We start from the raw sequence: 22,330 nt of genomic DNA, 5'->3' as shown, positions 1-22,330 counted from the left end.
TTGGGGCCGCTTCGCGCCCCATTCGCAGCACAAGGCTGCTCCTATCAGGGGAATGCGTATCCATTGTAGGAGCAGCCTTGTGCTGCGAATGGGGTGCGAAGCGGCCCCAGAGATCTAGCTGAATATTCCTGTTTATACAGCGAAAAAACCTGCAAGGGTCTTCCTATACTGCTCGCCCCCTTCGCCTCGCCGGGCGCTCTATTCCGGCACTCGGGCCGGCCCACAAGGCCAGTTCGGCAAGCCAATGCCACGCCTATCGGCCTGGCTGGAGCTGCACGAAGGTCAAATCCAATAACAAAATGAGGTTGTATTGCTATGCCAGTCGGCAACCACTCTGCCCACGGCCAGGCCGCTGAAGGCGGCCCGCTCAAGCGTGAACTGGGCGAACGGCACATCCGCCTGATGGCGCTGGGCGCCTGTATCGGTGTCGGTCTTTTCCTCGGTTCGGCCAAGGCCATCGAAATGGCCGGCCCCGCCATCATGTTGTCCTATATCATCGGCGGCCTGGCCATCCTGGTGATCATGCGCGCCCTTGGCGAAATGGCCGTGCACAACCCTGTCGCTGGCTCGTTCAGCCGTTATGCCCAGGACTATCTAGGCCCGCTGGCGGGCTTCCTTACCGGCTGGAACTACTGGTTCCTGTGGCTGGTGACCTGCGTTGCCGAAATCACCGCGGTGGCCATCTACATGGGTATCTGGTTCCCTGACGTACCACGCTGGATCTGGGCCCTGGCGGCGCTGGGCAGCATGGGGGCGGTCAACCTGGTGGCCGTCAAGGCCTTTGGTGAATTCGAGTTCTGGTTCGCCCTGATCAAGATCGTCACCATCATCGCCATGGTCCTTGGCGGCATCGGCATCATTGCCTTTGGCTTCGGCAATGACGGCGTGGCAGTGGGTATTTCCAACCTTTGGAGCAACGGCGGCTTCATGCCCAATGGCGTGACCGGCGTGCTGATGTCGCTGCAAATGGTCATGTTCGCCTACCTGGGCGTGGAAATGATCGGCCTGACCGCCGGTGAAGCACGCAACCCGCAAAAGACCATCCCGCAGGCCATCGGCTCGGTGTTCTGGCGCATTCTGCTGTTCTATGTCGGTGCGCTGTTCGTGATCCTGTCGATCTACCCTTGGAGCGAAATCGGCAGCCAGGGCAGCCCGTTCGTCATGACCTTCGAGCGCCTGGGCATCAAGACCGCCGCCGGCATCATCAACTTCGTGGTCATCACTGCAGCGCTGTCGTCGTGCAACGGCGGCATCTTCAGCACCGGGCGCATGCTCTACAGCCTGGCGCAGAACGGCCAGGCCCCGGCGGCCTTCGCCCGTACGTCGAAGAACGGCGTGCCGCGCAACGCGCTGCTGCTGTCGATCGGCGCGCTGCTGCTGGGCGTGCTGGCCAACTACCTGGTGCCGGAGAAGGTCTTCGTCTGGGTGACTTCGATCGCCACCTTCGGCGCGATCTGGACCTGGGTGATGATCCTGCTGGCGCAACTGAAGTTCCGCGCCGGCCTGAGCTCCACTGAACGCAAGGCGCTGAAATACCGCATGTGGCTGTGGCCGTTGAGCTCGTATCTGGCACTGGCCTTCCTGGTGCTGGTGGTCGGCCTGATGGCGTACTTCGAGGATACCCGCGTGGCGCTGTACATCGGCCCGGCGTTCCTGGTGCTGCTGACGGTGCTGTACTACGCGTTCCGCCTGGCGCCGAAAGACGCGCAGGGTGTGGCCAGTACTGCTTCCTGATCTGAAATGGCTGGGGCCGCTTTGCGGCCCTTTCGCGACACAAGGCCGCTCCTACAGGCGACCGCAGCCAGCTGCATGGGTCGCGGTCGCCTGTAGGAGCGGCCTTGTGTCGCGATGGGCTGCGTAGCAGCCCCAGGGTTCTATCAGGCCGCCACTTCGCTGTTCGGTTCAAAGCTGTCCGCCCGCGCCAGCTGCCACATGCGCGAATAGAACTGCCCGTTCACCTCGCCAGTCAGCAGTTCACCCGGCTTCAAGAACACATGCATCTGCGAGAACAGTTTGATCTCGGTGGCCGAGATGCGCCGTACCAGGTGCTTGGCTTCCAGCTGCGCCGGGTGCTCCAGGCCCGCTGCCGCAAGCATTTCGGCCAGGGCACGCAAGGTATTGTGGTGGAAGTTCAACACCCGCTGGGCTTTGTCCGGCACCACCAGCGCACGCTGGCGCAGAGGGTCTTGCGTGGCCACACCGGTCGGGCACTTGTTGGTGTGGCAGCTCTGCGACTGAATGCAGCCGATGGCGAACATGAAGCCGCGCGCCGAGTTGGCCCAATCAGCGCCAATGGCCAGCACGCTGGCAATGTCGAACGCGCTGACGATCTTGCCGCTGGCGCCCAGCTTGATCTTGTCGCGCAGGTTCAGGCCAACCAGGGTGTTGTGCACGAACAGCAACCCTTCGCGCAGCGGTACGCCAATGTGGTCGGTGAACTCCACCGGCGCCGCGCCGGTGCCGCCTTCCTTGCCGTCGACGACGATGAAGTCGGGCAGGATGCCGGTTTCCAGCATGGCCTTGGCGATGCCCATGAACTCCCACGGGTGGCCCAGGCAGAACTTGAAACCTACCGGTTTGCCGCCAGACAGCTCACGCAACTGGGCGATGAACTGCATCATCTCGATGGGTGTGGAGAAGGCGCTGTGGCGCGACGGCGATATGCAGTCTTCGCCCATCAGCACGCCACGGGTTTCGGCGATTTCCCGGGTCACCTTGTGCTTGGGCAGGATGCCGCCATGGCCGGGCTTGGCGCCTTGGCTCATCTTGATTTCGATCATCCGCACCTGCGGGCTGCGTGCCTGGGCGGCAAAGCGTTCGGGGTCGAAGCGCCCGTCTGGCGTGCGGCACCCGAAGTAGCCGCTGCCCAGTTCCCAGACCAGGTCGCCGCCATGCTCGCGGTGATAGGGGCTGATGCTGCCTTCGCCGGTGTCATGGTGGAAGTTGCCCAGCTTGGCGCCCTGGTTGAGGGCGCGGATGGCGTTGGCGCTGAGCGAGCCAAAGCTCATCGCCGATATGTTGAAGATCGACGCCGAGTATGGCTGGCTGCATTGCGGCCCGCCGACGATGACCCGGAAGCTTGCCGGGTCGGCCAATGGCGCCGGGCGCATGGAGTGGCCGATGAATTCGAAGCCGGACTCGTACACGTCGATCAGGGTGCCGAAGGGTTTGTCCGAGGCTTCGTTCTTCGCCCTTGCGTAAACCAGCGAGCGCTGGGCGCGGGAGAACGGCAGGGCGTCGCTGTCCGCCTCCAGCAGGTACTGGCGAATTTCCGGGCGAATGGCCTCGACCAGATAGCGGATGTTGCCCAGGATCGGGTAGTTGCGGCGTACTGCGTGGCGTTGCTGCAACAGGTCGAACAGACCGATGAGGCTGAGGATGCCGGTGCTCAGGGTGAACGGCCACAGCCATTCGTGGTGGGTGAACGGCAGGCTCGCCAGGGTGAACAGCACACAGGCGGCGAAGAAGGCATAGCGACTGAGAAGTGACAGGCTCATACAGGGTCCTTGCGATGGCGCGGTCAGGCTCAGGGCCTGGGGCAAACCCCGACCATAGCCAAGTTGCTCGGCTGTGCAAATTAAAATCGGGGTAGCGAAAATCATTCTCGCAGAGCCTGGCGATAGTCTTCAGGCCAACACGGGCTTTTGTAGGAGCAGCCTTGTGCTGCGAAGAGGCCAGTAGGGAAACAGATTGTCTTCGGCAATAATGGCCTCTTCGCAGCACAAGGCTGCTCCTACAGGTGCTGTGCATGCCCTGAAGTCAGCAACAAGGGATTCAGATAGTGTCGCGCAGCAGCTTCTGCCGCCAGCTTTCCTGCTCTTGTGCCGGCGCTTCGACCAGGTACGAATAGTGCCCTGCCACCCGCATCGCCACTGGCACCCCGTCGCGGTACAGCAGGCGGTTGCCACTCACCGCCGGCACTTTCGCCCCCGGCAGCAACGACCCGACCAGGTTCAGCGGGTCACTGGCACTCACCACCACCAGAGTCCCGTCCAATTCACGCCGCCGCACCTGCCGCAGCAGCCCCACCGCCTCAGGCAAGGCGAACTGTTCGCCGGCCAGCCCGGCAATGAAGCGCCCGCCACGAATCTCGCCACGCGCTTCCAGCCGGTGATAGCAGCGCAGCAGTTCGCGCCAGGGCGGCAGCACATCGCTTTCGCGCTCCAGCAGGCGCCAGCACACCACGCCATAGCGCCGAAGCAGGGCCCGGGCGATGTGCTCCAGGCGCTGGCCGTCGTCTACAGCACCCCTGCGCAGCAACGCCCAGCGCCCGGCATGGGACATGCTGCTGGACAGCGGTGGGTGGCCGCGTCGGCTGTTGCGCGATGTGCGTTTCGCCGCCGGGGTGATCAGGCTGCGCAGGCCGGTGAAGCTGTCGGCCCCCACCAGGCCTGCTCCTACCAGCTCTTGCAAGGCCGTCTCCAGTTCGCTGGGCAGCAGGTGGGCGTCGTGTGCCAGCTCGTCGAAGAACAGCGCGCCATGTGCGTTCAGCACCTCGTGGACGCGTTGCGCCCGTGCGCCGAGGCTATCCAGAGCGGGTACGGGGGCAAGGCTGCGCCACAACCCAAGATGCTCGCGCGGCAGCAGCACCAGCGGTGTGCTCGACAAGGTGTTGCTCGACACGGTCGCCGCCAGCCGGCTCCAGGCAAACTGCCCGCTACGGCAGGCATCGTCGAGCCAGTGCGGGCTGTAGTCCTTGATACGTGCCGGCAGCAGTTCGGCCTCCCAGGCTCCGGCTGCACTCGGGAACCCTTGCAACTGGCCAAGTACCTCGGCCACGGCTTGCGGGCCGCGCAGGCGCGTGTCGTCAGCCAGGTGCTGCCAGTCGAACAGAAAGCGCACGAAGTCCTGCAGGCTGACCGGCTCGATCTCCCGGCGCAGGCGTTTGACCGTGTAGCGGTGGATGCGCGCAAGCAGATGGCGTTCGCACCATTGCAGTTCGCTTGCGCCGGGGCTGAAATGCCCACGCAGCACATAGCCTTCGGTCTCCAGGTGGGCCAGGGCCTGTTCGATGGCTTGCGGCGGTTTGCCAAGTGCTACCGCAATCTGCGCGCGGGTCAGCGGGCCATGGCCGCTCAGGCGGGCTCGCAACAGTTCGACCAGCGCAATGTCCGGCTCGATGGCCTGATCGAAGCCTGGCAGTACCTGCAACGCAGGTTCCAGCCGGGAGCCGGGATACAGCACCTGCAGCAGACTCGACCGCTCGCGTGCCAGCCACAGTTTTTCATCCACCAGGCGCAAGGCCCGGCCAGCCTTGGCCAATTGTCTGAGCAGCAGCTCCCAGCCGGCATTGCCCTGCACTTCGTCCTGGCTGATGACACCCAGGCCCATCAACGCTTCATGCATTTCGTCGGCGTTGCCCGGTTGCGGCCAGGCCTCTGCCGTCACGGCGGCAATCGCATCGGCGTCCAGCGCGCCCAGGTCGTCGCCGTTCTGCACCTCGTTCCAGCGCCGGTTGAGCACTGCCTGTGTGCGACGCTCTTCCAGTGGCGCGTCATCCAGGAAGGCATATGGCCGTGCATTGAGGATGGCCGCCGCCAACGGCGAAGGGGCGGGCAGATCGCGGCACAGCAGGCGTACCGTGCCGCTTTCCATGCGCCGCAAAAGTGCTAGCCAGCCTTCGCTATCCATCGCCTCGTGCAAGCAGTCGTCGAGGGTTTGCTCGACCAGCGGATGATCGGGAATCTGCCGCTCGCCGACGATGTTCTCCAGGCAGGCGATCTGGTCGGGGAACACGGCGGCAATCAGGTCTTCACTCTTCATCCGCTGGATCTGTGGCGCCACCTTGCGACCGCCGACAAAGCGCGGCAAGGCCATGGTCACGCTGGCGTTCCAGCGCCAGCGCACGCCGAACAGCGGCGCATCGAGCAGTGCCTGGACAAGGATCGACTCGGCGTTGCGGCTATTCAGGTAACGCCACACGTCGTCCAGTTCGAAGCTGTGGCTGGAGGACAGCGACAGCACGATGGCGTCCTCGCTGGCCGCCGCCTGCAACTCGAAGTTGAAGGTGCGGCAGAAACGCTTGCGCAGGGCCAGGCCCCAGGCGCGGTTGATGCGGCTGCCGTAGGGCGAATGGATGATCAACTGGGTACCGCCGGACTCATCGAAGAAGCGCTCCATCACCAGCGTGCCCTGCGAGGGCAGGGCACCAAGCACTTCGCGGGTGCGGGCCAGGTAGTCGAGCAACTGGCCGGCGGCGTCTTCACTCAGTTCGAAGGTGGCCTGCAACCATGCCAGCACCTCGGCCTGGTTGTTGTCAGCCAGCTGTTGGTCGATCTGCGCCTGCAGCCGGGCCACCGCGGCGGACAGCTCGTCGCTGCGCCCCGGCGCCTCGCCCAGCCAGAATGGAATGGTCGGTGGCAGGCCATGGGCATCCTCCACCCGCACCCGGCCCGGCTCGACCCGCAGGATTCGATAGGAGGCATTGCCAAGCTGGAAGATGTCGCCGGCGATGCTTTCCACGGCGAAGTCTTCGTTGACGCTGCCGATGTTCAGCGCCTGCGGTTCGAGCAGCACGGCGTAGTCGGCGTTGTCGGGGATTGTGCCGCCGCTGGTCAGGGCGGTCAGCTGGCTGCCACGGCGGCCACGCAGGGTGCCGCTCACCGCATCGCGGTGCAGATAGGCACTGCGCACGCCCTGGCGGCCGTTGTAGCCCTCGGCGAGCATGCGCAGCAGGGCCTGGTAATGTTGCTGGTCGAGTTCGGCATAGGGCGTGGCCTGGCGCAGGCAGTCGAACAGGGCTTGTTCGTGCCAGGGCTGGTTGCTGGCTTCGGCGACGATCTGCTGGGCCAGCACGTCCAGCGGCGCCCGGGGAATGTGCAGCTCGTCCAGCTCGCCCCGGCGTATGCAGTCGAGCAGGGCCACGCATTCGATCAGGTCATCGCGCGAGGTCGGGAACAAGCGGCCCTTTGGCACGCCATCGACCTGGTGGCTGGCGCGGCCGACCCGCTGCAGAAAGGCCGCTATCGAACCTGGTGAGGCGATCTGGCAGACCAGATCGATGTCACCGATATCGATGCCCAGCTCCAGCGATGCAGTGGCCACCAGCACCTGCAACTGGCCATTCTTCAGGCGTTGTTCGGCATCCAGGCGTAGTTCCTTGGCCAGGCTGCCGTGGTGCGCGGCAACCGCCTCCTTGCTCAGCCGGTCGCTGAGGTGGCGGGTGATGCGCTCGGCCAGGCGCCGGGTGTTGACGAACACCAGGGTGGTGCGGTGTTCGCGCGCCAGGGTGGCCAGGCGGTCATAGACCAGGCCCCAGACATCGGTGGACATCACTGCACCCAGCGGCACTGGCGGCACCTCGATGGCCAGGTCGCGCTGCCGAGCATGGCCGACATCGACGATTGCGCAGGGGCGGCCGTTGCCGACCAGAAATTGCGCCACCCGCTCGACCGGGCGTTGCGTGGCCGACAGGCCGATGCGCCGCAACGGCCGGTTGCACAGGGCCTGCAGGCGCTCCAGGGTGAGTGCCAGGTGGGCGCCGCGCTTGTTGCCTGCCAGGGCATGGATTTCGTCGACGATTACCGTGTGCACGCTGGCCAGGCCTTTACGGCCAGAAGCCGAGCCCATCAGCACGTAGAGCGATTCGGGGGTGGTCACCAGGATGTGCGGCGCCAGCTTGCGCATGGCGGCACGCTCCTTCTGCGGGGTGTCGCCGCTGCGCACGGCCGTGGTGATGCGCGGGGCGTTCAGGCCCTGGTCCGCGAGGGCCTGGCTGATGCCTTCGAGCGGGGCTTGCAGGTTCAGGCGGATATCGTTGGACAGCGCCTTGAGTGGCGAAACGTAGACCACCTGGGTTTGCGCTGGTAGCTCGCCTTGGTGCTCCAGGCCTTGGCGGAACAGTTCGTCGAGCACGGCCAGGAACGCACTGAGGGTCTTGCCCGAGCCGGTCGGTGCGGCTAGCAGCATCGACTGGCCCGCATGGATCAACGGCCAGGCCTGGGCCTGGGCATCGGTCACCGTAGCGAAGTGGCGACGGAACCAGGTGCGCACGGCGGGGTGGAACAGCTCGAGCACCGGGTGGTGTTTGGCGGGCAGGTTCATGTGTTGGTTATGGAGGGTGTGGGGCGGGTTGGCAAGGGGCCGTTCGTCTGCTGGATCGGCTATGACCTGTGCCGGCCTCTTCGCGGGTACTGCGCCGCTCTCTGGCCTTGTGGTGCACCTGTGGGAGCGGGTTCACCCGCGAAGAGGCCGGCACATGAGACACTGGCCTTGTCAGGGCAAGGACCCCCATGGGATCCTCCCCGGCCATTGTTTCAGGTGAGCCCCCATGCCCAACACCATCCGCATAGCCGCGGCCCTGTTGATCGACCCCCAAGGCCGCACCCTGCTGGTACGCAAGCGCGGCACCCAGGCTTTCATGCAGCCCGGCGGCAAGATCGATGCTGGCGAAACCCCGGTGCAGGCGCTGGTGCGCGAGCTGCATGAGGAACTAGGCCTGCACATCGACCCAGCTCAGGCCGTGCACCTGGGCCGGTTCAGCGCCCCGGCCGCCAACGAGCCGGGCTTCGAGGTACAGGCCGAACTGTTCCGTGTCGACAGCGCCGCAGCCGTGCTGCCGGCCGCGGAGATCGAGGAGGTGGTGTGGCTGGCCGCAGACCAGGCACCCGCCATGCAGCTTGCACCCCTGACCCGCGACCTGATCCTGCCGCTATACCGCCAGGCCGTCAGCGCACCGCGCTGACGCCATCAAGGGTGGCGAACGAGGTGTCCTTGGCCGTGAGCAAGAAGTCGCGCATATATGGCGCATCGAGCATGTCGGTGCGCACGGCGGCATAAAGCGTGGCGAACAGGCCTTTCTCACCCAGGCGCTTGCCCTTCACATACCCGCGCGAACTGTACTCGTGCAGCGCCCAGTGCGGCATGCCGCAAACGCCACGGCCACTGGCCACAAGTTGCATCATCATCACCGTCAGCTCCGATGTGCGCACGGCGGCGGGCTCGATGTCGGCTGGCTCCAGGAAGCGGGTGAAGATGTCCAGGCGGTCGCGCTCCACCGGGTAGGTGATGAGGGTCTGGTCGAGCAGGTCCTGCGGCACGATGTAGGGCTTGCTGGCCAACGGATGCTGGTTGGCCACCGCCAGCATCGCCTCGTAGGTGAACAGAGGCACGTAGGTGATGCCCGCCAGGTCCAGCGGGTCGGAGGTCACCACCAGGTCGAGGTCGCCGCGGGCCAGGGCCGGCAGTGGTGCGAAGGCAAAGCCGGAGGCCAGGTCCAGCTCCACCTCCGGCCAGGCGTCACGGAACTGGTCGATGGTCGGCATCAGCCACTGGAAGCAGCTGTGGCATTCGATGGCCATGTGCAGACGACCGGCGGTGCCGCCGGCCAGGCGCGCGATGTCACGTTCGGCGCCGCGCAGCAGCGGCAGGGTGGCATCGGCCAGTTGCAGCAGACGCAACCCGGCGCTGGTGAAGCGGATCGGCTTGGTCTTGCGCACGAACAGTGGCAGGCCCAGGCGTTCTTCCAGCTCCTTGAACTGGTGCGACAGCGCCGACTGAGTCAGGTGCAGGCGCTCGGCAGCCTCCACGAGGCTGTCAGCCTCGCGCAGGGCATGAAGGGTTTTCAGGTGACGGATCTCCAGCACAGCTGACTCCGGTGTGTGGACTTGAGGAAACAGGGTATGAGTTGAGTTTCCCTCATGTTGCCGCGCCTGTCGACTGGGCGTACCGCCGCACCGCCTGGCGGGAGTCATCAAACTGTCACTGAACTGTGGCAGCGCGCCCGAACAGAATTCATCAGACTCGCGCTCTACTGGGGATCTGCATTCTGGTGTTTCTTTCATGCGGGCTTTTTGGCTTTTTCTTTTCTTTGTATTCGGCGTACCTGCAAGTTTCGCTGAACAGCGTTGTGACGCCCACGTGCCGGTGCAGCGTGCCGAGCTGGGCGCGGTCAGCCTTGTCTACCAGAGCGTCGGTGCGCCACGCGACCCGGCCTTGCTGCTGGTGATGGGCCTTGGAGGGCAGCTGATCCACTGGCCGGACGACGTGGTCGAAGCGTTGTGCCGCCAGGGCTTTCGGGTGATCCGCTATGACAACCGCGATGTCGGCCTGTCACGCTGGAACCAGTTGCCACCGACGGCCAACCTGACGGTCGAACTGCTGCGCTACAAGCTGGGCCTGTCGGTGGCTGCGCCCTATACGCTGACCGACATGGCGGACGATGGCCTGCGCTTGATGGATGCGTTGGGCGTGCGCCAGTTTCATGTGCTGGGGGTGAGCATGGGCGGCATGATTGCCCAGCACCTGGCTGCCATGGCGCCCGAGCGCGTGCGCAGCCTGACGCTGGTCATGTCCAGTTCAGGGGCGGCGGGGTTGCCGGCACCGGATCCGGCGCTGGTGCAGTTGCTGGCCCGGCGCAGCGCGCCGAACCGCGAAGTGGCCATCGAGCAGCAGGCTGATCTGCTGGCGGCGCTGGGTAGCCCCGAGGTGCGTGACGACCGTGCGGCCTTGCTGCAGCAAGCGGCCGTGGCCTACGACCGGGCGTTCAACCCTGAAGGGGCCAAGCGCCAGATCATGGCGATACTGGCCGAGCCGAGCAGGGTCGAGTTGCTTAACCAGTTGCGGGTGCCGACCCTGGTAGTGCATGGCACGGCCGACCCGTTGCTGCCGGTGATGCATGGCGTGCACCTGGCGGCGCATATCCGGGGCAGCCAGCTGCGTTTGATACCGGGGTTGGCGCACCGCTTCCAGGAGCCGTTCAAGGCGCCGTTGCTGGGGGCGGTGTTGCCCTACCTGCAGGCACATCGGCAGGATGTCACGCATATCGCAGGGCTCTGAATTTCCATGCTTCCAGGCTGATGCTATCCCCTGTAGGAGCGGCCTTGTGTCGCGAAAGCGCCGCAAAGCGGCCCCGGCAACATTCGTTGCGAAGCTGAAATCGGGGGCCGCTACGCGCCCCATCGCGACACAAGGCCGCTCCTACACGGACCGCGTCAGCCGACTGCCTCAGTGCATCCGCACCCACAGGGTCACCAGCACGGTCGCAGCCATCAGCCAGGCCACCGTGGCCAGCGCCAGCGATGCCTCAAGGCGCATGCGGTCGACCAGTACATACAAGGTCGCCAGGTACACGAAGTACGGAATGATCGACCACATGCCGAACAGGATGGTGGTCTTCAGGTCGGCAATGCTGCGCCCCTTGCCGACAATGTAGTGGGCAATCAGGGCGAAGGTGGGGAACAGCGGCACCAGTCCGGCGATGTAGTAATTGCGTGTCTTCGACAGCACCGCCAGCAGCAGTACCACACCAGCACCCAAGGCAGCTTTGAATACCAGGTCCATGTTGTCTTTCCAGGTTGGGTTGAGGTCAGCCGAGGCCGTATTTCTTCACTTTGTCGAACAACGTGGTCTTGGCCATGCCCAGCTCCTGGCTGGCCTGGCTCAGGTTGCCACCAGTACGTTGCAGGGCATCGCTGAGCAGGTTGCGCTCGAACGCTTCCACCGCCTCGGCAAAGCCCAAGCCTTGGCTGGCACCACCGCTGGGGCCTTTCTTGAACGCAGGCAGGCCGAGGGCATAGCGTTCGGCGACGTTGCGCAGTTCACGCACGTTGCCGGGCCAGTCGTGGGCCATCAGGCGCGACAGGGTCTGGCTGTCCAGCGCAGGTGTTTCACGGTCGAAGCGCAGGGCCGACTGCTGCAGGAAGTGTTCGAACAGCTGCAGGATATCTTCGCGGCGCTCGCGCAGCGGCGGCAGCTCCAGTGTCACCACGTTCAGCCGGTAATACAGGTCGCTGCGGAACTGGCCACTCTGGCCCATGGCATCCAGGTCAGACTTGGTGGCGGCGATCACCCGGCAGTCCACCGGAATGCTCTGGTTCGAGCCCAGCCGCTCCAGGGTGCGCTCCTGCAGCACGCGCAACAGCTTGATCTGCAGGTTGATCGGCATGCTCTCCACTTCGTCGAGGAACAGCGTGCCGCCGTTGGCGTGTTCGATCTTGCCGATGCGGCGTTTGCCGGCACCGGTGAAGGCGTTGGCCTCGTGGCCGAAAATCTCGCTTTCGAACAGGTTTTCCGGCAAGCCGCCACAGTTAAGTGCCACGAACGGCTGGCCCTGACGACGGCTGAAGTCGTGCAGGCAGCGGGCGACCAGTTCCTTGCCGGTACCGGTTTCGCCTTCGATCAGCACGTTGGCCGAGGTATCGGCGACGTTGGCGATGAGCTCGCGCAGGTGCTCCATGGCCGGCGAACGGCCAATGATGCGCCCTTCCAGGCTGCTTTGCTCCGCCAACTGGCGGCGCAGGGCCACCACTTCGCGCGACAGCCCGCGCTGTTCGAGGGCGCGGCGCACCACGTCGACCAGGCGCTCCGGGGAGAAGGGTTTTTCCATGAAGTCGTAGGCGCCATTGCGCATGGCGCCCACCGCCATGTCGATATCGCCGTGGCCGGTGATCAGTACCACCGGCAGGCTGCGGTCGCGGGCCTTGAGGCGGTTGAGCAGCTCCAGGCCATCGATGCCCGGCAGGCGTATATCGCTGACGACGATGCCGGCGAAGTCGTCGCCGATGCGCTCCAGCGCCTGCTCGGCGCTGCCCACACCTTCACAGGCGATGTCTTCCAGGGCCAGCGCCTGTTGGCAGCCGAGCAGCACATGCGGGTCGTCTTCGACGATCAGGACGGTAAGAGGCGCTTGGTTCATGGGTGCTCTGCCGATTCGCTAGGGGGTGAGACCAGGGGCAGGGCCAGGACGAAGGCCGTACCGCCGCTGGCGGGATGCTCGACGTTGAGGCTGCCCTTGGCGGCGGCGGCAAGGCTCGCCGACAGGGTCAGGCCCAGGCCCAGGCCGTGTTCGCCCGGCTTGGTGGTGAAGAAAGGTTCGAACAGGTGCTTGCGCGCCTCGGCGTCGATGCCGTGGCCATTGTCGCGCACCTGCAAACGGTACTTGTCGCCCTGCAGCTCGCCCTCCAGCCACAGTTGCGGCAGCGGTTGGGCGGCCATGGCATCCAGGGCGTTGCCGATCAGGTTGACCAGGATCTGCTCCAGGCGGGTCTGGTCGATGGCAAGCTGCTGGTCCTCGAACTGATTGTGCAACTGCAGGTGGCAGGCGCTGATGCGGTTGGCCAGCACCTGCAAGGTAGCGTCCACCGCCTTGGCCAGCGAAGCCTGGCCACTGTCGTCGCTGCGTCGGGCGAACGAGCGCAGGCTGGCGGTGATTCGGCCCATGCGGTCGATCAGGTCGTTCATGGTACGCAGGTTGGTGCTGGCGGTTTCCAGCGCCCCGCGTTCGAGGAAGCGCACGGTGTTGCCGGACAACGTACGCAGCGCGGCCAGCGGTTGGTTCAGTTCGTGGGCAATGCTGGTGGACATCTGCCCGATGGCGGCCAGCTTGCCGGCCTGTACCAGTTCGTCCTGTGCGTGGCGCAGGGTCTGCTCGGCATGCCGGCGCTCGCGAATCTGACCCTTCAGGCGTTCATTGCTGGCACGCAGGTCGGCCGTGCGTTCGGTAATCCGTCGCTCCAGCTGGCTGTTGGCTTCCTGCAGGGCCTCGCGGGCTGCCAGGCGAGTGGCGATGACCTTGCGCCGTTCGTTCCAGGCGATGCCGAGGATCGCCAACAAGGCGAAGGCCACGCCCACCAGGATGCCCTGTACCATGGATTCGCGGCGCAGGTCCTGCAGCGGGGTCAGCAGGGTGAAATGCCAGGGCGTGTCGACCAGGCGCCGGGTCTGGGCCAGGTAGGCCATTTCGCGGGCCTTGCCCTGTGCGGTTTCGCTGTTGGCCGGGAAGGTCAGCTTTTCTACACCATCGGCCAGGGTCTCCCGTGCCAGCGGCTGCAGTTCGTTCAGCGGCCACCAGTAGTACTGCAGGCTGCGAGCCAGGCGCTCCTTGATCTGCGGGGTCAGCGGGCGTACCGACTTCAGGCGCCGGGCAGGGTCGCTGGAGAGGATGATGATGCCGTTCTCGTCGCTGACGAACGCCTCCAGGCGGGCACGCTGCCAGCGCTCTTCGAGGGTGTCCAGGCGCACTTTGATCACCGCCACGCCAATGATCTTGCCATGCTCCTCCAGGCCGTGGGCCAGGTAATAGCCGGCCTCGCCGGTTGTACTGCCTATACCGTAGAAACGCCCGGGTTCGCCGCGCACGGCAGTCTGGAAGTAGGCCCGGAACGACAGGTCCTCGCCGAGGAACGAGTCGGCATCGCGCCAGTTGCTGGTAGCCTGGACACGGCCGTTGGTGTCGAGGACGAAGATGGCCCGGCTGCGGCTGCGCCGGTTCAGGCCTTCGAGGTATTCGTTGACGGTCTGCCGCGAGCCGCCGTCAGGGTCGGTGAGCAGATGCGAGACGCTGTCTTCCAGCTCCAGCAGGCTCGGCAGGTAGGTGTACTTGCTGATTTCGCTCTCGACCGTGCGCGCGTGCAGCTCCAGCTGGCGCTCGCCGTTTTCGCTGAGGGTGCGGATGCCGCTGCTCTCGCTGATCAGGTAGCCAGCCATTCCCAGGCCGACCATCAGCAGAATGATCAGTGGCGGTAACAGCAATTGGCGGAGCAGGCGGGATTTCACGGCAGGCTTGGCAGGGAGAAGAAGCGAAGGATCGCATTTCATCACAGTGGCCTTGTCACGGCCAGCGCCTGCTGCCCGAAGGGCAGCGGCGCCGACCGCTTCAGTGAAGCAAAATCAGTGTTGCAGGATCTTGCTGAGGAAGTGCTGGGTACGTTCGTGGCGGGCACTCGGGTTGCCGAAGAAGTCTTCCTTCTGGCAATCCTCGATGATGTTGCCCTTGTCCATGAAGATCACGCGGTTGGCCACCTTGCGGGCGAAGCCCATTTCGTGGGTCACGCACATCATGGTCATGCCTTCGTGGGCCAGCTCGACCATCACGTCCAGTACTTCGTTGACCATTTCCGGGTCCAGGGCCGAGGTCGGTTCGTCGAACAGCATGACGATCGGGTCCATCGACAGGGCGCGGGCGATGGCCACGCGCTGCTGCTGGCCGCCGGACAGCTGGCCGGGGTGCTTCTTGGCGTGGGCACCGAGGCCGACGCGGTCGAGCAGGGCCAGGCCCTTCTTGGTCGCTTCTGCTTCGCTACGGCCAAGCACCTTGCGCTGGGCAATGGTCAGGTTCTCGGTGATGGTCAGGTGCGGGAACAGCTCGAAGTGCTGGAACACCATGCCAACGCGTGAACGCAGCTTGGGCAGGTTGGTCTTGGGGTCGGCGATGGAGGTGCCGTCGACCACGATGTCACCTTTCTGGAACGGCTCCAGGGCGTTGACGCACTTGATCAGGGTGGACTTGCCCGAGCCCGACGGGCCGCAGACCACCACCACTTCACCCTTCTTGACCTCGGTGCTGCAGTCGGTCAGTACCTGGAAGTCCCCGTACCACTTGTTTACGTTCTTGATGGAAATCATACGGCGATCCTTTTTTGCAGGCGCTTGACCAGCCACGAAGCGGAGAAGCTGATGAGGAAGTACACGACACCGGCGAAGATCAGGAACTCATGGGAGCGCCCGATGATGTCGCCGTTGGAGCGTGCCGAGTTGAGGAAGTCCACCAGGCCCACGGTGTAGACCAGCGAGGTGTCCTGGAACAGGATGATGCTCTGCTGCAAAAGCAGCGGCGTCATCTTGCGGAAGGCCTGGGGCAAGATGATCAGGCGCATGGTCTGGCCGTAGGTCATGCCCAGGGCCTGGGCGGCGCCCATCTGGCCTTTGGAGATCGACTGCACGCCGGCGCGGACGATTTCGCAGAAGTACGCGGCCTCGAACATCATGAATGCCACCACGCAGGAGGTGAAAGCACCTACCGGGGTGTCCTCGCCGGTAATCCAGCGCAGCACGAATGGTACTGCCAGGTAGAACCAGGTGATTACCAGCAGCAGCGGGATCGAGCGGAAGTAGTTGACGTAGGCGCCGGCCACGTTCGACAGCAGCTTGCTCGACGACAGGCGCATCAGGGCCAGGATGGTCCCCAGTACAATGCCGCCAACCACGCCCATTATCATCAGCTGCAGGGTCATGACCATGCCTTCCCAAAGGGCAGGCAGGGCCGGGATGATTTCGCTGAAATCCATGTCCATTTATTTGCCCCCTACGGAAATCAGGCCGGGCACCGAGACTTTTTTCTCGACCATGCGCATCAGCAGCATCAGGCCCATGTTCAGGGTGAAGTAGATCAGCGTGGCCAAGGTGAAGGCCTCGAACAGGTTCGCCGAGAACTCAGCGGTCTGCTTGGTTTGTGCCAGCAGTTCCATCAGGCCGATAAGCGACGCCACCGACGAGTTCTTGAACACGTTCAGGAATTCCGAGGTGAGCGGCGGAATGATGATCCGGTAGGCTTGTGGCAGCAGCACGTTGGTGTAGATCTGCGACAGGCTGAAGCCCATGGCGCGGGCGGCGGCTTCCTGGCCGCGGGGCAGCGCCTGGATGCCGGTACGCACCTGCTCGCACACGCGGGCGGCAGTGAACAGGCCCAGGCAGATGACCACGCTGATCAGCGCCGAGGTGGTCGGGTTGAGGTCCTGCTTGAACCATTCCTGCAGGCCTTCTGGCAACAGGTCTGGCACCAGGAAGTACCAGATGAACAGCTGCACCAGCAGCGGTACATTGCGGAACAGCTCCACATAGGCGGTGGCGATACCCGATACCAAACGGTTCGGCACGGTGCGCATGACACCGAGGACCGAGCCCAGCAGCAAGGCGATGACCCAGGCGGAGATGGCGATGGCGATGGTCCAGCCCAGGCCGGTGACGTACCAGTCCAGATAGGTTTCGCTGCCCACGCCGGTGGACTTGAAGAACACGCCCCAGTCCCAGTTGTAATTCATCGGGATTTCCCCTCAGACGGTTGTTTCACGGGCACCTTCCAACATCCGAGGGCATAAGCCCTCGGATGAAAGGTTAGACACTAACGGGTGGCCTGCAGGTTTAATTCGCGCTTTGCAGCGCAACAGGCCATGGGCTGGTGGTCAGGACTTTTTCTCGTCCGCAGCCTTGTCGGTCGGCTCGGCGATCAGTTTCTTCAGCTCGTCGCTCATCGGGAACTGCAGGTTCAGACCCTTCGGCGGGATTGGCTGTTGGAACCATTTGTCGTAGCTCTTGTTGACTTCGCCCGACTTGAAGTAGCCGACGATGGCGTCATCGACTGCTTTCTTGAAGGCCGCGTCATCCTTGCGCACCATGCAGCCGTAGATCTCGTAGGACTGCGGGGTACCGGTGATGACCCAGTCCGACGGCTTGCGAGCCTTGGCCATTTCGCCGGCGAGCAGGGCGTCGTCCATCATGAAGGCCACGGCGCGGCCGCTTTCGAGCATGTTGAAGGCTTCACCGTGGTCCTTGGCGGAAATCACGTTCATCTTCATCTGCTTGTCGGCGTTCATCGCCTTGAGGATGCGCTCGGAGGTGGTACCTGCGGTGGTTACCACGTTCTTGCCGGCCAGGTCCGGGAAGTCCTTGTATGCCGGCTGACCGTCCTTGACCTTGGTCAGCAGGCGGGTACCGACTTCGAAGATACCGACCGAGAAGCCGACTTGCTGCTGGCGCTCGACGTTGTTGGTGGTGGAGCCGCACTCGAGGTCTACGGTGCCGTTCTGCACCAGCGGGATGCGGGTCTGGGAGGTGACGAGGTTGTAGCGGACCTTGATGTCCGTGCCCAGCTGCTTCTTCAGGGCGTCGACGACAGCCAGCTGGATGTCATGCGAGTAGCCCACGGGCTCTGGCTTGCCGGCCAGGTAGGAAAACGGGATGGAGGAGTCGCGGTGGCCCAGGGTGATGGTGCCCGACTCCTTGATCTTCTTCAGGGTGCCGGTCAGTTCTTCGGCCATGGCCGGCGAAGCGATCACGGCGGCCGCGATGGCGGCGCCCAGCAATTGACGAACGATGCGCATCAAATTTTCCTCGACGTGTTTGTTTTTTTTATGGAGCCGTTGGCGGACTCTTCGTTCAACGAATACAGAAATAAACGATTGCATTCGGCTACCAAGTGTAGAGCATGAGTCGTGCCAAGCTCTGGCATTGATCATAACGCCTCGAATTCATTGGGAATCAACCTTTCGCACTCATCGTGCGACGGTAAGTTTCATTCGCCATACCGAATGAATAGCGGTTAATCGTTCGGAAATCCGAACGGATTGCCAGCCCTGCATCGCAATGCACGAGCGATCAGGACCGCTGCCATGCTGAGCCTGATCGCAGTGCTGCCAGCCTGGTCAGTGGGGCATGAGCCGCTCTTTCGGCGTCTGGTTCCAGCGCGCCCAGGCCTCGGTAGTGAGGGTGCGTATCAGCACTGACTCCTCGGCGGCAAGTTCGCGCATCAAAACCCTGGCCTGGTCTTCATAGCCCGCTTCCTGGCCGGCCACGGCCCGTGCCTCGAGCGCTTCCATTCGCTCGTGATAAGGCCTTGCGGTCGCCTCGAAACGGTCAGCATAGGTTTCTCGCAGGTAGTTCTGCCAGTAAGGGCGGCCTGCAAGCGCGTCCAGCATCGACAAGGTGCTGTAGCTTTGCAGTACTTCTATTTCTGCTGCATTCAGATCCCGCGTTGTCACGTGGGCGAATGATGCGAAGTGCATCTCATCCGGTGGTGCTGGCAAGTCAAGTGGCCCTGTCAGCCGCAGGCGATAGAAAAGCCGAACTTCGATTTCATCTACTCTGCGTCCTGCTTCGCGCAGGGCCTGGATGTGCCGGTTGGCAATATCGTCAAGCAGGTCCAGGCGGTGCAGCTGGCCGCCCAGATACAGCAGGCGGCTCTCTCTCATTTCCGCTGGCACCCCTTCGATGCCCTGGAAGGCCAGCACGCCCACTTCCATCTGGTTGAGCAGCAGCAACAGGCGATCCTCGCAGGTACGCGGCCCGTCGGCCTCGCGAAACAACTGCTCGCGTAACGCTTCATTGTTTTCGCAGGCTTCGAGGATGTGCCAGAGACGGCGTCGAAAATGCCGCGGATGGGCCTCGAAGTCTTCGCTCTGGGCAAAGTCGGCCAGGAACCTGAACAGGCCTCCAGAGCCCGGCTCCTCGCTCAGGCGGTCCCAGGCTGCCTCCCGTTCTGCACGGAGGAGCTCGTTTCTGGATGCTACCCAGGTTGCACGGGTTTCTTCATCTATTGGCTCGTGGGCATACGACGCGCTGCCTCGGGCGCCTGTTTCGCTGGCACCCTGTGCTTCGTCCAGATACTCGATGCTGCCTTCGCTCAACGGATTGTCATGCAGGTTCAGCCTTTGCAGGCGCAGGCGCAAGCCGCGCATCTCGCGCTGCAACTCGCTGATTCTGTTGTTGCGCAAGTCGATATGGGTGCGTAGCGCTACGCTCTGGTGGACCAGGCCAATATCCGCCTGGCCCGTTGCTCGCAGGCGCAGGTCCCGCACATGTGGCAAGGCCGAGAGGTCGGGCATGCCGTTGAGGGGGTTGTAATTGAGTATCAGGGTATCCAGCCGCTGCAACTGAGCCAGGCGGCTACTACCTGCTGCGTCCATCGCAATCAGGTTGTTGCTCAGGTTCAAGCGCCGTAGCTGGCTGAGGCCCTCGATGCCCTCGGGAACCAATGTCAGCTGGTTGCCGCTCAGGTCCAGGTCCACGACGTTGGGGAACAGCCTTAGGAAGCGCGCATCGATCTGCTGCAGGCGCATGTTGCGTAACGTCAGCCGGCGCACGTGTCGGTATTCCACACCCTCCGGCAGGTCTGGCAAGGCATCGATGTGCTCGCCGTCTATGGTCAGTTCATATTGGTCGTTGCCGTCCACCAGTTTGCGCCGCCAACTGCGGCGAAGGGTATCGGCTACCCGGCGTCTGCGAATGGCGTCGATCGGAGATTGCCAACCGGCCTGCCAGACCCGAAGTGTTTCGCGCAGGTCGGCAAGCTGGCGTTGCAGCGCCTGGTAATGGTCCCACAAGCTCTCCCCGCGCTGGCGGACTGCTTCGAGGTAAGCGTCCAGTTGCAGTTCGGAGAGTGTGGGGAATATTTGATGGATCCCTCGGCGAATAGCGCTTTGGCTGCTTTCACCACCGCCGCTGAGTGTATAGGCCAGCCTGCCGTCGGCGAAACGCCGGGGCGGCCTGATAGTTGCGCGGATGCCGGGCAGGTCGAGCAGGCTAGCCGTGGAGTCGCGATCCTGTTCGGCTGCCATGGCCAGTTTGTCGCGCAGTTCCCTGAGCTGCAGGTTGCGGTTCCCCAACCGGGTTTTCTGCTCGTCGTCCAGGCACCGCAGGAGCGCTGCCAGCAAGGACTTGCCCTGGGTTTCTTCGCCAGCCAGGGCGTAGCCTTGCTCATTTTTGACAATGGTGCGCACCTTCTGCGCGGTCTCGCTCTGGCTGGCGAATATCTGTAATCCCTCCGGGCCGCCGTGGCGTAATTCGACCCGTACTGAGTCTGGCCACGGGGCTTCCCGCTCGATGAGGCGTAGCGCCAGTATTTCGCTATCGGTGTTGGTCAGGTTCTGTAGGCGCAAGCCGAGACAAGCTCGGTCAATACGGCTGGCATGTTCATACCATCGTGCATGTTGCGCCATGCTCAGTGGTATCCGCCCGGAAGCATGCAACTGTTCTATCTGGGCGCTACTGCAATGGTCGATGACTTCCTGGGCGCCCCTTGGCGACAGCCCCCGAAAGGCGCCGATCAGCTTGGCCTGGTCGATGGATAGCGGTGTTTGCCATGCCTGAAGTTTTTGTTCGAAGGCCAGCCCTTTCAGGGTCGGATCCTGCTGGTGCAACTTGATCCGGTCGTGGATGTCTAGCAGCCGCGCGGGTGGTGGAGCGTTCTCCAGGCAAAGTCGGCGCAGTTGGTCCACGGACAGGCCTGTGACCTGCAGAAGCATCCGGCCATGGTCTGACAACGTGTCGGCAAAGTGCTCCCCTTGCAGGCCTTCCAATAATACCGAGACATTTTCCTCGGCAGGCAGGTAGCGGAGGTTTCTGGTCAGCCTTACGCCGCGGCCGGGCAACACCGTTGGCGCAAGCGTGTCGACAAAAGGTGTTCGTCGCAGCGTATGCAGCGCACCTGCAGTCAGGCCTGTGGTCGCCAAACCCTGGGCTACGTTGAACAAGTGGTCCAATGCACCTTGGCGATCACCTAGCTGCCAGTCCTGGTAGCCTTCGTAGACTTCATCGAGCAATTGCGCCGCGCTGACGACCAGCAGCAGGTCTCCCAATACCGGTACGACCAGAGCTGCCAGCCCCAGCAGGTCCAACCCGGCGCTGAGCATGCCCTGCAAGCGCTGATGTCTGCTCAGGCGGTCTTCGACGTCCGTGGGCACAGCCAGGTAGGCTGCATCATCGAACATTCGTCCGAGCAAAAGCGCTCGTACATGTGCGAACACATCCCCCTCTATGGGCAGGTTTCGCCCGTCGAGCTGCAGTTTCTTTGCTCCAGGCGACGCTACCAGCCGTTGTGCAAGTTCCTTGTCGAAAGCGCTTGTGTCCCGCGCCTTGATGAAACGCTTGAAAAACCTGCGGAATGGCTGCTGTTTGAGGCGAGTGGCCAGGTCGCTGTACACATCGTTCCAACTGTCGTAAAAGCACAGGCTTTGCCCGGGGGCATCGGGTATCCAGACGATGATCTCGTCGATGTCGGCAGCCAAGGCAGGGCGCCATTCGAGAGTGATGACCCCCGTCACGCACTTGCCGAGCAGATAGAGTTGGCGAGGTGTCAGCGTGCCTTTGCCATAGGGTGTGAGCGCAGGGGTTTCCAGCATCGACCGCAGCCGAAGCAGATCCCGCTCATCCAGTTGCCGCTTGAACCTGGCCTCGTAAACCGCTGCTTGCATGCGCGTTCGTACGCCGGTTTCAAACAGGTGCCTTATTGTCGTGCGCGCCTGATCGCCCGGCTGGCCACGCCCAGCCTTGGGCTCGAGCACTGTCTTGAGCAGCACCTGATACTTGCCGCCCAGATCCAGCGAGCGGCACAGGCGAACGAATTGCTCGAAGGTCATGGCCAGCTTTTCGCCTTTCTCGTTTTCCAGATGCGCTTTACGCAACAGCCACGGTTCAGCTTCGTGTGCTTCGAAGTTATGCAGGGCGGCAGCCAGCAGGGTTTGTCGTGTGCTATGGATTACGGTCGGCTTGTAGAAATGCTCTGCGGCCGAAGGTAGTTGGAACTCTTCGCTCACGACCACGTGACCCCGTCGCGCGTCGATATGCCCCAGTCTCTGCTCACGCAGCGCGCGTTCGAGCAGGGGCAGGGCGAAGTCTTCGAGGCGAGGGATTCTTTCGAGCAGATGGCGAAGACTGTCCGCTGCCTGTTGTTGTGCACCCAAGGCCTTGCCGTAGGCTTGCAGGTGCGTTGTGTCGGCGCCGGTCAACCAGTCAGGCAGTTGCTGGGCGATCAGGGCGTCGACTGAATAGGACGGGTTGTATTCGGTGGGTGGCACGTGATGTTCTCCGGGGTTTTAAAGACCCCAGAGCATCACGCCGG

Annotated in this window: 14 protein-coding genes; 3 read left to right on the top strand and 11 right to left on the bottom strand. The window is 63.5% G+C overall.

All coding sequences use genetic code 11. The annotated features are described in order from the left end of the window. Positions 1–315: 315 nt before the first annotated feature. Entirely contained in the window at positions 316–1,734 is a 1,419-nt protein-coding gene (locus tag GYA95_RS17745; RefSeq protein WP_013973978.1) for an amino acid permease, read from the top strand. 143 nt (positions 1,735–1,877) lie between these two features. On the opposite strand, the gene GYA95_RS17740 is transcribed toward GYA95_RS17745, so the two are convergent. Both GYA95_RS17740 and GYA95_RS17735 read right to left on the bottom strand, forming a co-directional pair. Then, positions 1,878–3,497, bottom strand: a complete 1,620-nt coding sequence (locus GYA95_RS17740) for an FMN-binding glutamate synthase family protein (protein WP_015271581.1) — start codon at positions 3,495–3,497, stop codon at positions 1,878–1,880. Between the two features lie 277 nt (positions 3,498–3,774). Then, entirely contained in the window at positions 3,775–8,043 is a 4,269-nt protein-coding gene (locus GYA95_RS17735) for a DEAD/DEAH box helicase (RefSeq protein WP_015271580.1), read from the bottom strand. Positions 8,044–8,269: 226 nt separating this feature from the next. On the opposite strand from GYA95_RS17735, the gene GYA95_RS17730 reads away from it, so the two are divergent. Continuing rightward, positions 8,270–8,683, top strand: coding sequence for an NUDIX hydrolase (locus tag GYA95_RS17730; RefSeq protein ID WP_015271579.1), 414 nt, complete (start codon positions 8,270–8,272; stop codon positions 8,681–8,683). Here GYA95_RS17730 and metR read toward each other — a convergent pair. Beyond that, positions 8,667–9,584 (bottom strand): transcriptional regulator MetR, encoded by a 918-nt coding sequence (gene metR / locus GYA95_RS17725; protein ID WP_003258025.1) that lies wholly within the window; start codon positions 9,582–9,584, stop codon positions 8,667–8,669. The two genes, GYA95_RS17730 and metR, sit on opposite strands and share 17 nt — an antisense overlap. 196 nt (positions 9,585–9,780) lie before the next feature. Between metR and GYA95_RS17720 the strand changes: the two genes are divergently transcribed. Next, entirely contained in the window at positions 9,781–10,776 is a 996-nt protein-coding gene (locus GYA95_RS17720) for an alpha/beta fold hydrolase (protein WP_015271578.1), read from the top strand. 168 nt (positions 10,777–10,944) lie between these two features. Here GYA95_RS17720 and GYA95_RS17715 read toward each other — a convergent pair whose 3' ends face one another. The 8 genes from GYA95_RS17715 to GYA95_RS17680 all read right to left on the bottom strand — a co-directional run bounded on the left by GYA95_RS17715 (position 10,945) and on the right by GYA95_RS17680 (position 22,286). Beyond that, complete coding sequence (locus tag GYA95_RS17715) at positions 10,945–11,280, bottom strand: GlpM family protein (RefSeq protein WP_015271577.1); 336 nt, start codon at positions 11,278–11,280, stop codon at positions 10,945–10,947. Positions 11,281–11,305: 25 nt separating this feature from the next. Then, the gene (gene aauR, locus GYA95_RS17710; protein ID WP_013973972.1) at positions 11,306–12,634 is read right to left on the bottom strand and encodes a two-component response regulator AauR; all 1,329 of its coding nucleotides are present in this window, start codon (positions 12,632–12,634) and stop codon (positions 11,306–11,308) included. After that, on the bottom strand, positions 12,631–14,535 hold the full coding sequence (gene aauS / locus GYA95_RS17705; protein WP_015271576.1) for a two-component sensor histidine kinase AauS: 1,905 nt from the start codon (positions 14,533–14,535) through the stop codon (positions 12,631–12,633). Before aauS ends, aauR begins: the two co-directional genes overlap by 4 nt. A gap of 72 nt (positions 14,536–14,607) precedes the next feature. Then, entirely contained in the window at positions 14,608–15,342 is a 735-nt protein-coding gene (locus GYA95_RS17700) for an amino acid ABC transporter ATP-binding protein (RefSeq protein ID WP_015271575.1), read from the bottom strand. Next, positions 15,339–16,010: an amino acid ABC transporter permease gene (locus GYA95_RS17695; RefSeq protein ID WP_013973970.1), complete on the bottom strand. Its 672-nt coding sequence runs from the start codon at positions 16,008–16,010 to the stop codon at positions 15,339–15,341. The genes GYA95_RS17700 and GYA95_RS17695 overlap by 4 nt, the downstream gene beginning before the upstream one ends. Continuing rightward, a complete protein-coding gene (locus GYA95_RS17690; RefSeq protein WP_015271574.1) occupies positions 16,011–16,757 on the bottom strand; it encodes an amino acid ABC transporter permease in 747 nt (248 codons plus the stop codon). It abuts the gene before it with no gap. Positions 16,758–16,898: 141 nt separating this feature from the next. Continuing rightward, positions 16,899–17,816 carry a glutamate/aspartate ABC transporter substrate-binding protein gene (locus GYA95_RS17685; protein WP_015271573.1) on the bottom strand — a complete coding sequence of 306 codons (918 nt, stop codon included), beginning with the start codon at positions 17,814–17,816 and terminating at the stop codon, positions 16,899–16,901. Between the two features lie 321 nt (positions 17,817–18,137). After that, positions 18,138–22,286: an NEL-type E3 ubiquitin ligase domain-containing protein gene (locus tag GYA95_RS17680; protein WP_161551457.1), complete on the bottom strand. Its 4,149-nt coding sequence runs from the start codon at positions 22,284–22,286 to the stop codon at positions 18,138–18,140. Positions 22,287–22,330: the final 44 nt, after the last annotated feature.

The organism is Pseudomonas asiatica, from assembly GCF_009932335.1.
Taxonomy (GTDB): Bacteria; Pseudomonadota; Gammaproteobacteria; order Pseudomonadales; family Pseudomonadaceae; genus Aquipseudomonas; species Aquipseudomonas asiatica.
This window is presented reverse-complemented; position numbering and strand designations above follow the sequence as displayed.

Excerpts from the sequence above, each read along its gene's own strand:
- GYA95_RS17745 (WP_013973978.1), top strand. The coding sequence starts at position 316 with ATGCCAGTCGGCAACCACTCTGCCCACGGCCAGGCCGCTGAAGGCGGC.
- GYA95_RS17740 (WP_015271581.1), bottom strand. The coding sequence starts at position 3,497 with ATGAGCCTGTCACTTCTCAGTCGCTATGCCTTCTTCGCCGCCTGTGTG.
- GYA95_RS17735 (WP_015271580.1), bottom strand. The coding sequence starts at position 8,043 with ATGAACCTGCCCGCCAAACACCACCCGGTGCTCGAGCTGTTCCACCCC.
- GYA95_RS17730 (WP_015271579.1), top strand. The coding sequence starts at position 8,270 with ATGCCCAACACCATCCGCATAGCCGCGGCCCTGTTGATCGACCCCCAA.
- GYA95_RS17720 (WP_015271578.1), top strand. The coding sequence starts at position 9,781 with ATGCGGGCTTTTTGGCTTTTTCTTTTCTTTGTATTCGGCGTACCTGCA.
- GYA95_RS17715 (WP_015271577.1), bottom strand. The coding sequence starts at position 11,280 with ATGGACCTGGTATTCAAAGCTGCCTTGGGTGCTGGTGTGGTACTGCTG.
- aauR (WP_013973972.1), bottom strand. The coding sequence starts at position 12,634 with ATGAACCAAGCGCCTCTTACCGTCCTGATCGTCGAAGACGACCCGCAT.
- aauS (WP_015271576.1), bottom strand. The coding sequence starts at position 14,535 with ATGAAATGCGATCCTTCGCTTCTTCTCCCTGCCAAGCCTGCCGTGAAA.
- GYA95_RS17700 (WP_015271575.1), bottom strand. The coding sequence starts at position 15,342 with ATGATTTCCATCAAGAACGTAAACAAGTGGTACGGGGACTTCCAGGTA.
- GYA95_RS17695 (WP_013973970.1), bottom strand. The coding sequence starts at position 16,010 with ATGGACATGGATTTCAGCGAAATCATCCCGGCCCTGCCTGCCCTTTGG.
- GYA95_RS17690 (WP_015271574.1), bottom strand. The coding sequence starts at position 16,757 with ATGAATTACAACTGGGACTGGGGCGTGTTCTTCAAGTCCACCGGCGTG.
- GYA95_RS17685 (WP_015271573.1), bottom strand. The coding sequence starts at position 17,816 with ATGCGCATCGTTCGTCAATTGCTGGGCGCCGCCATCGCGGCCGCCGTG.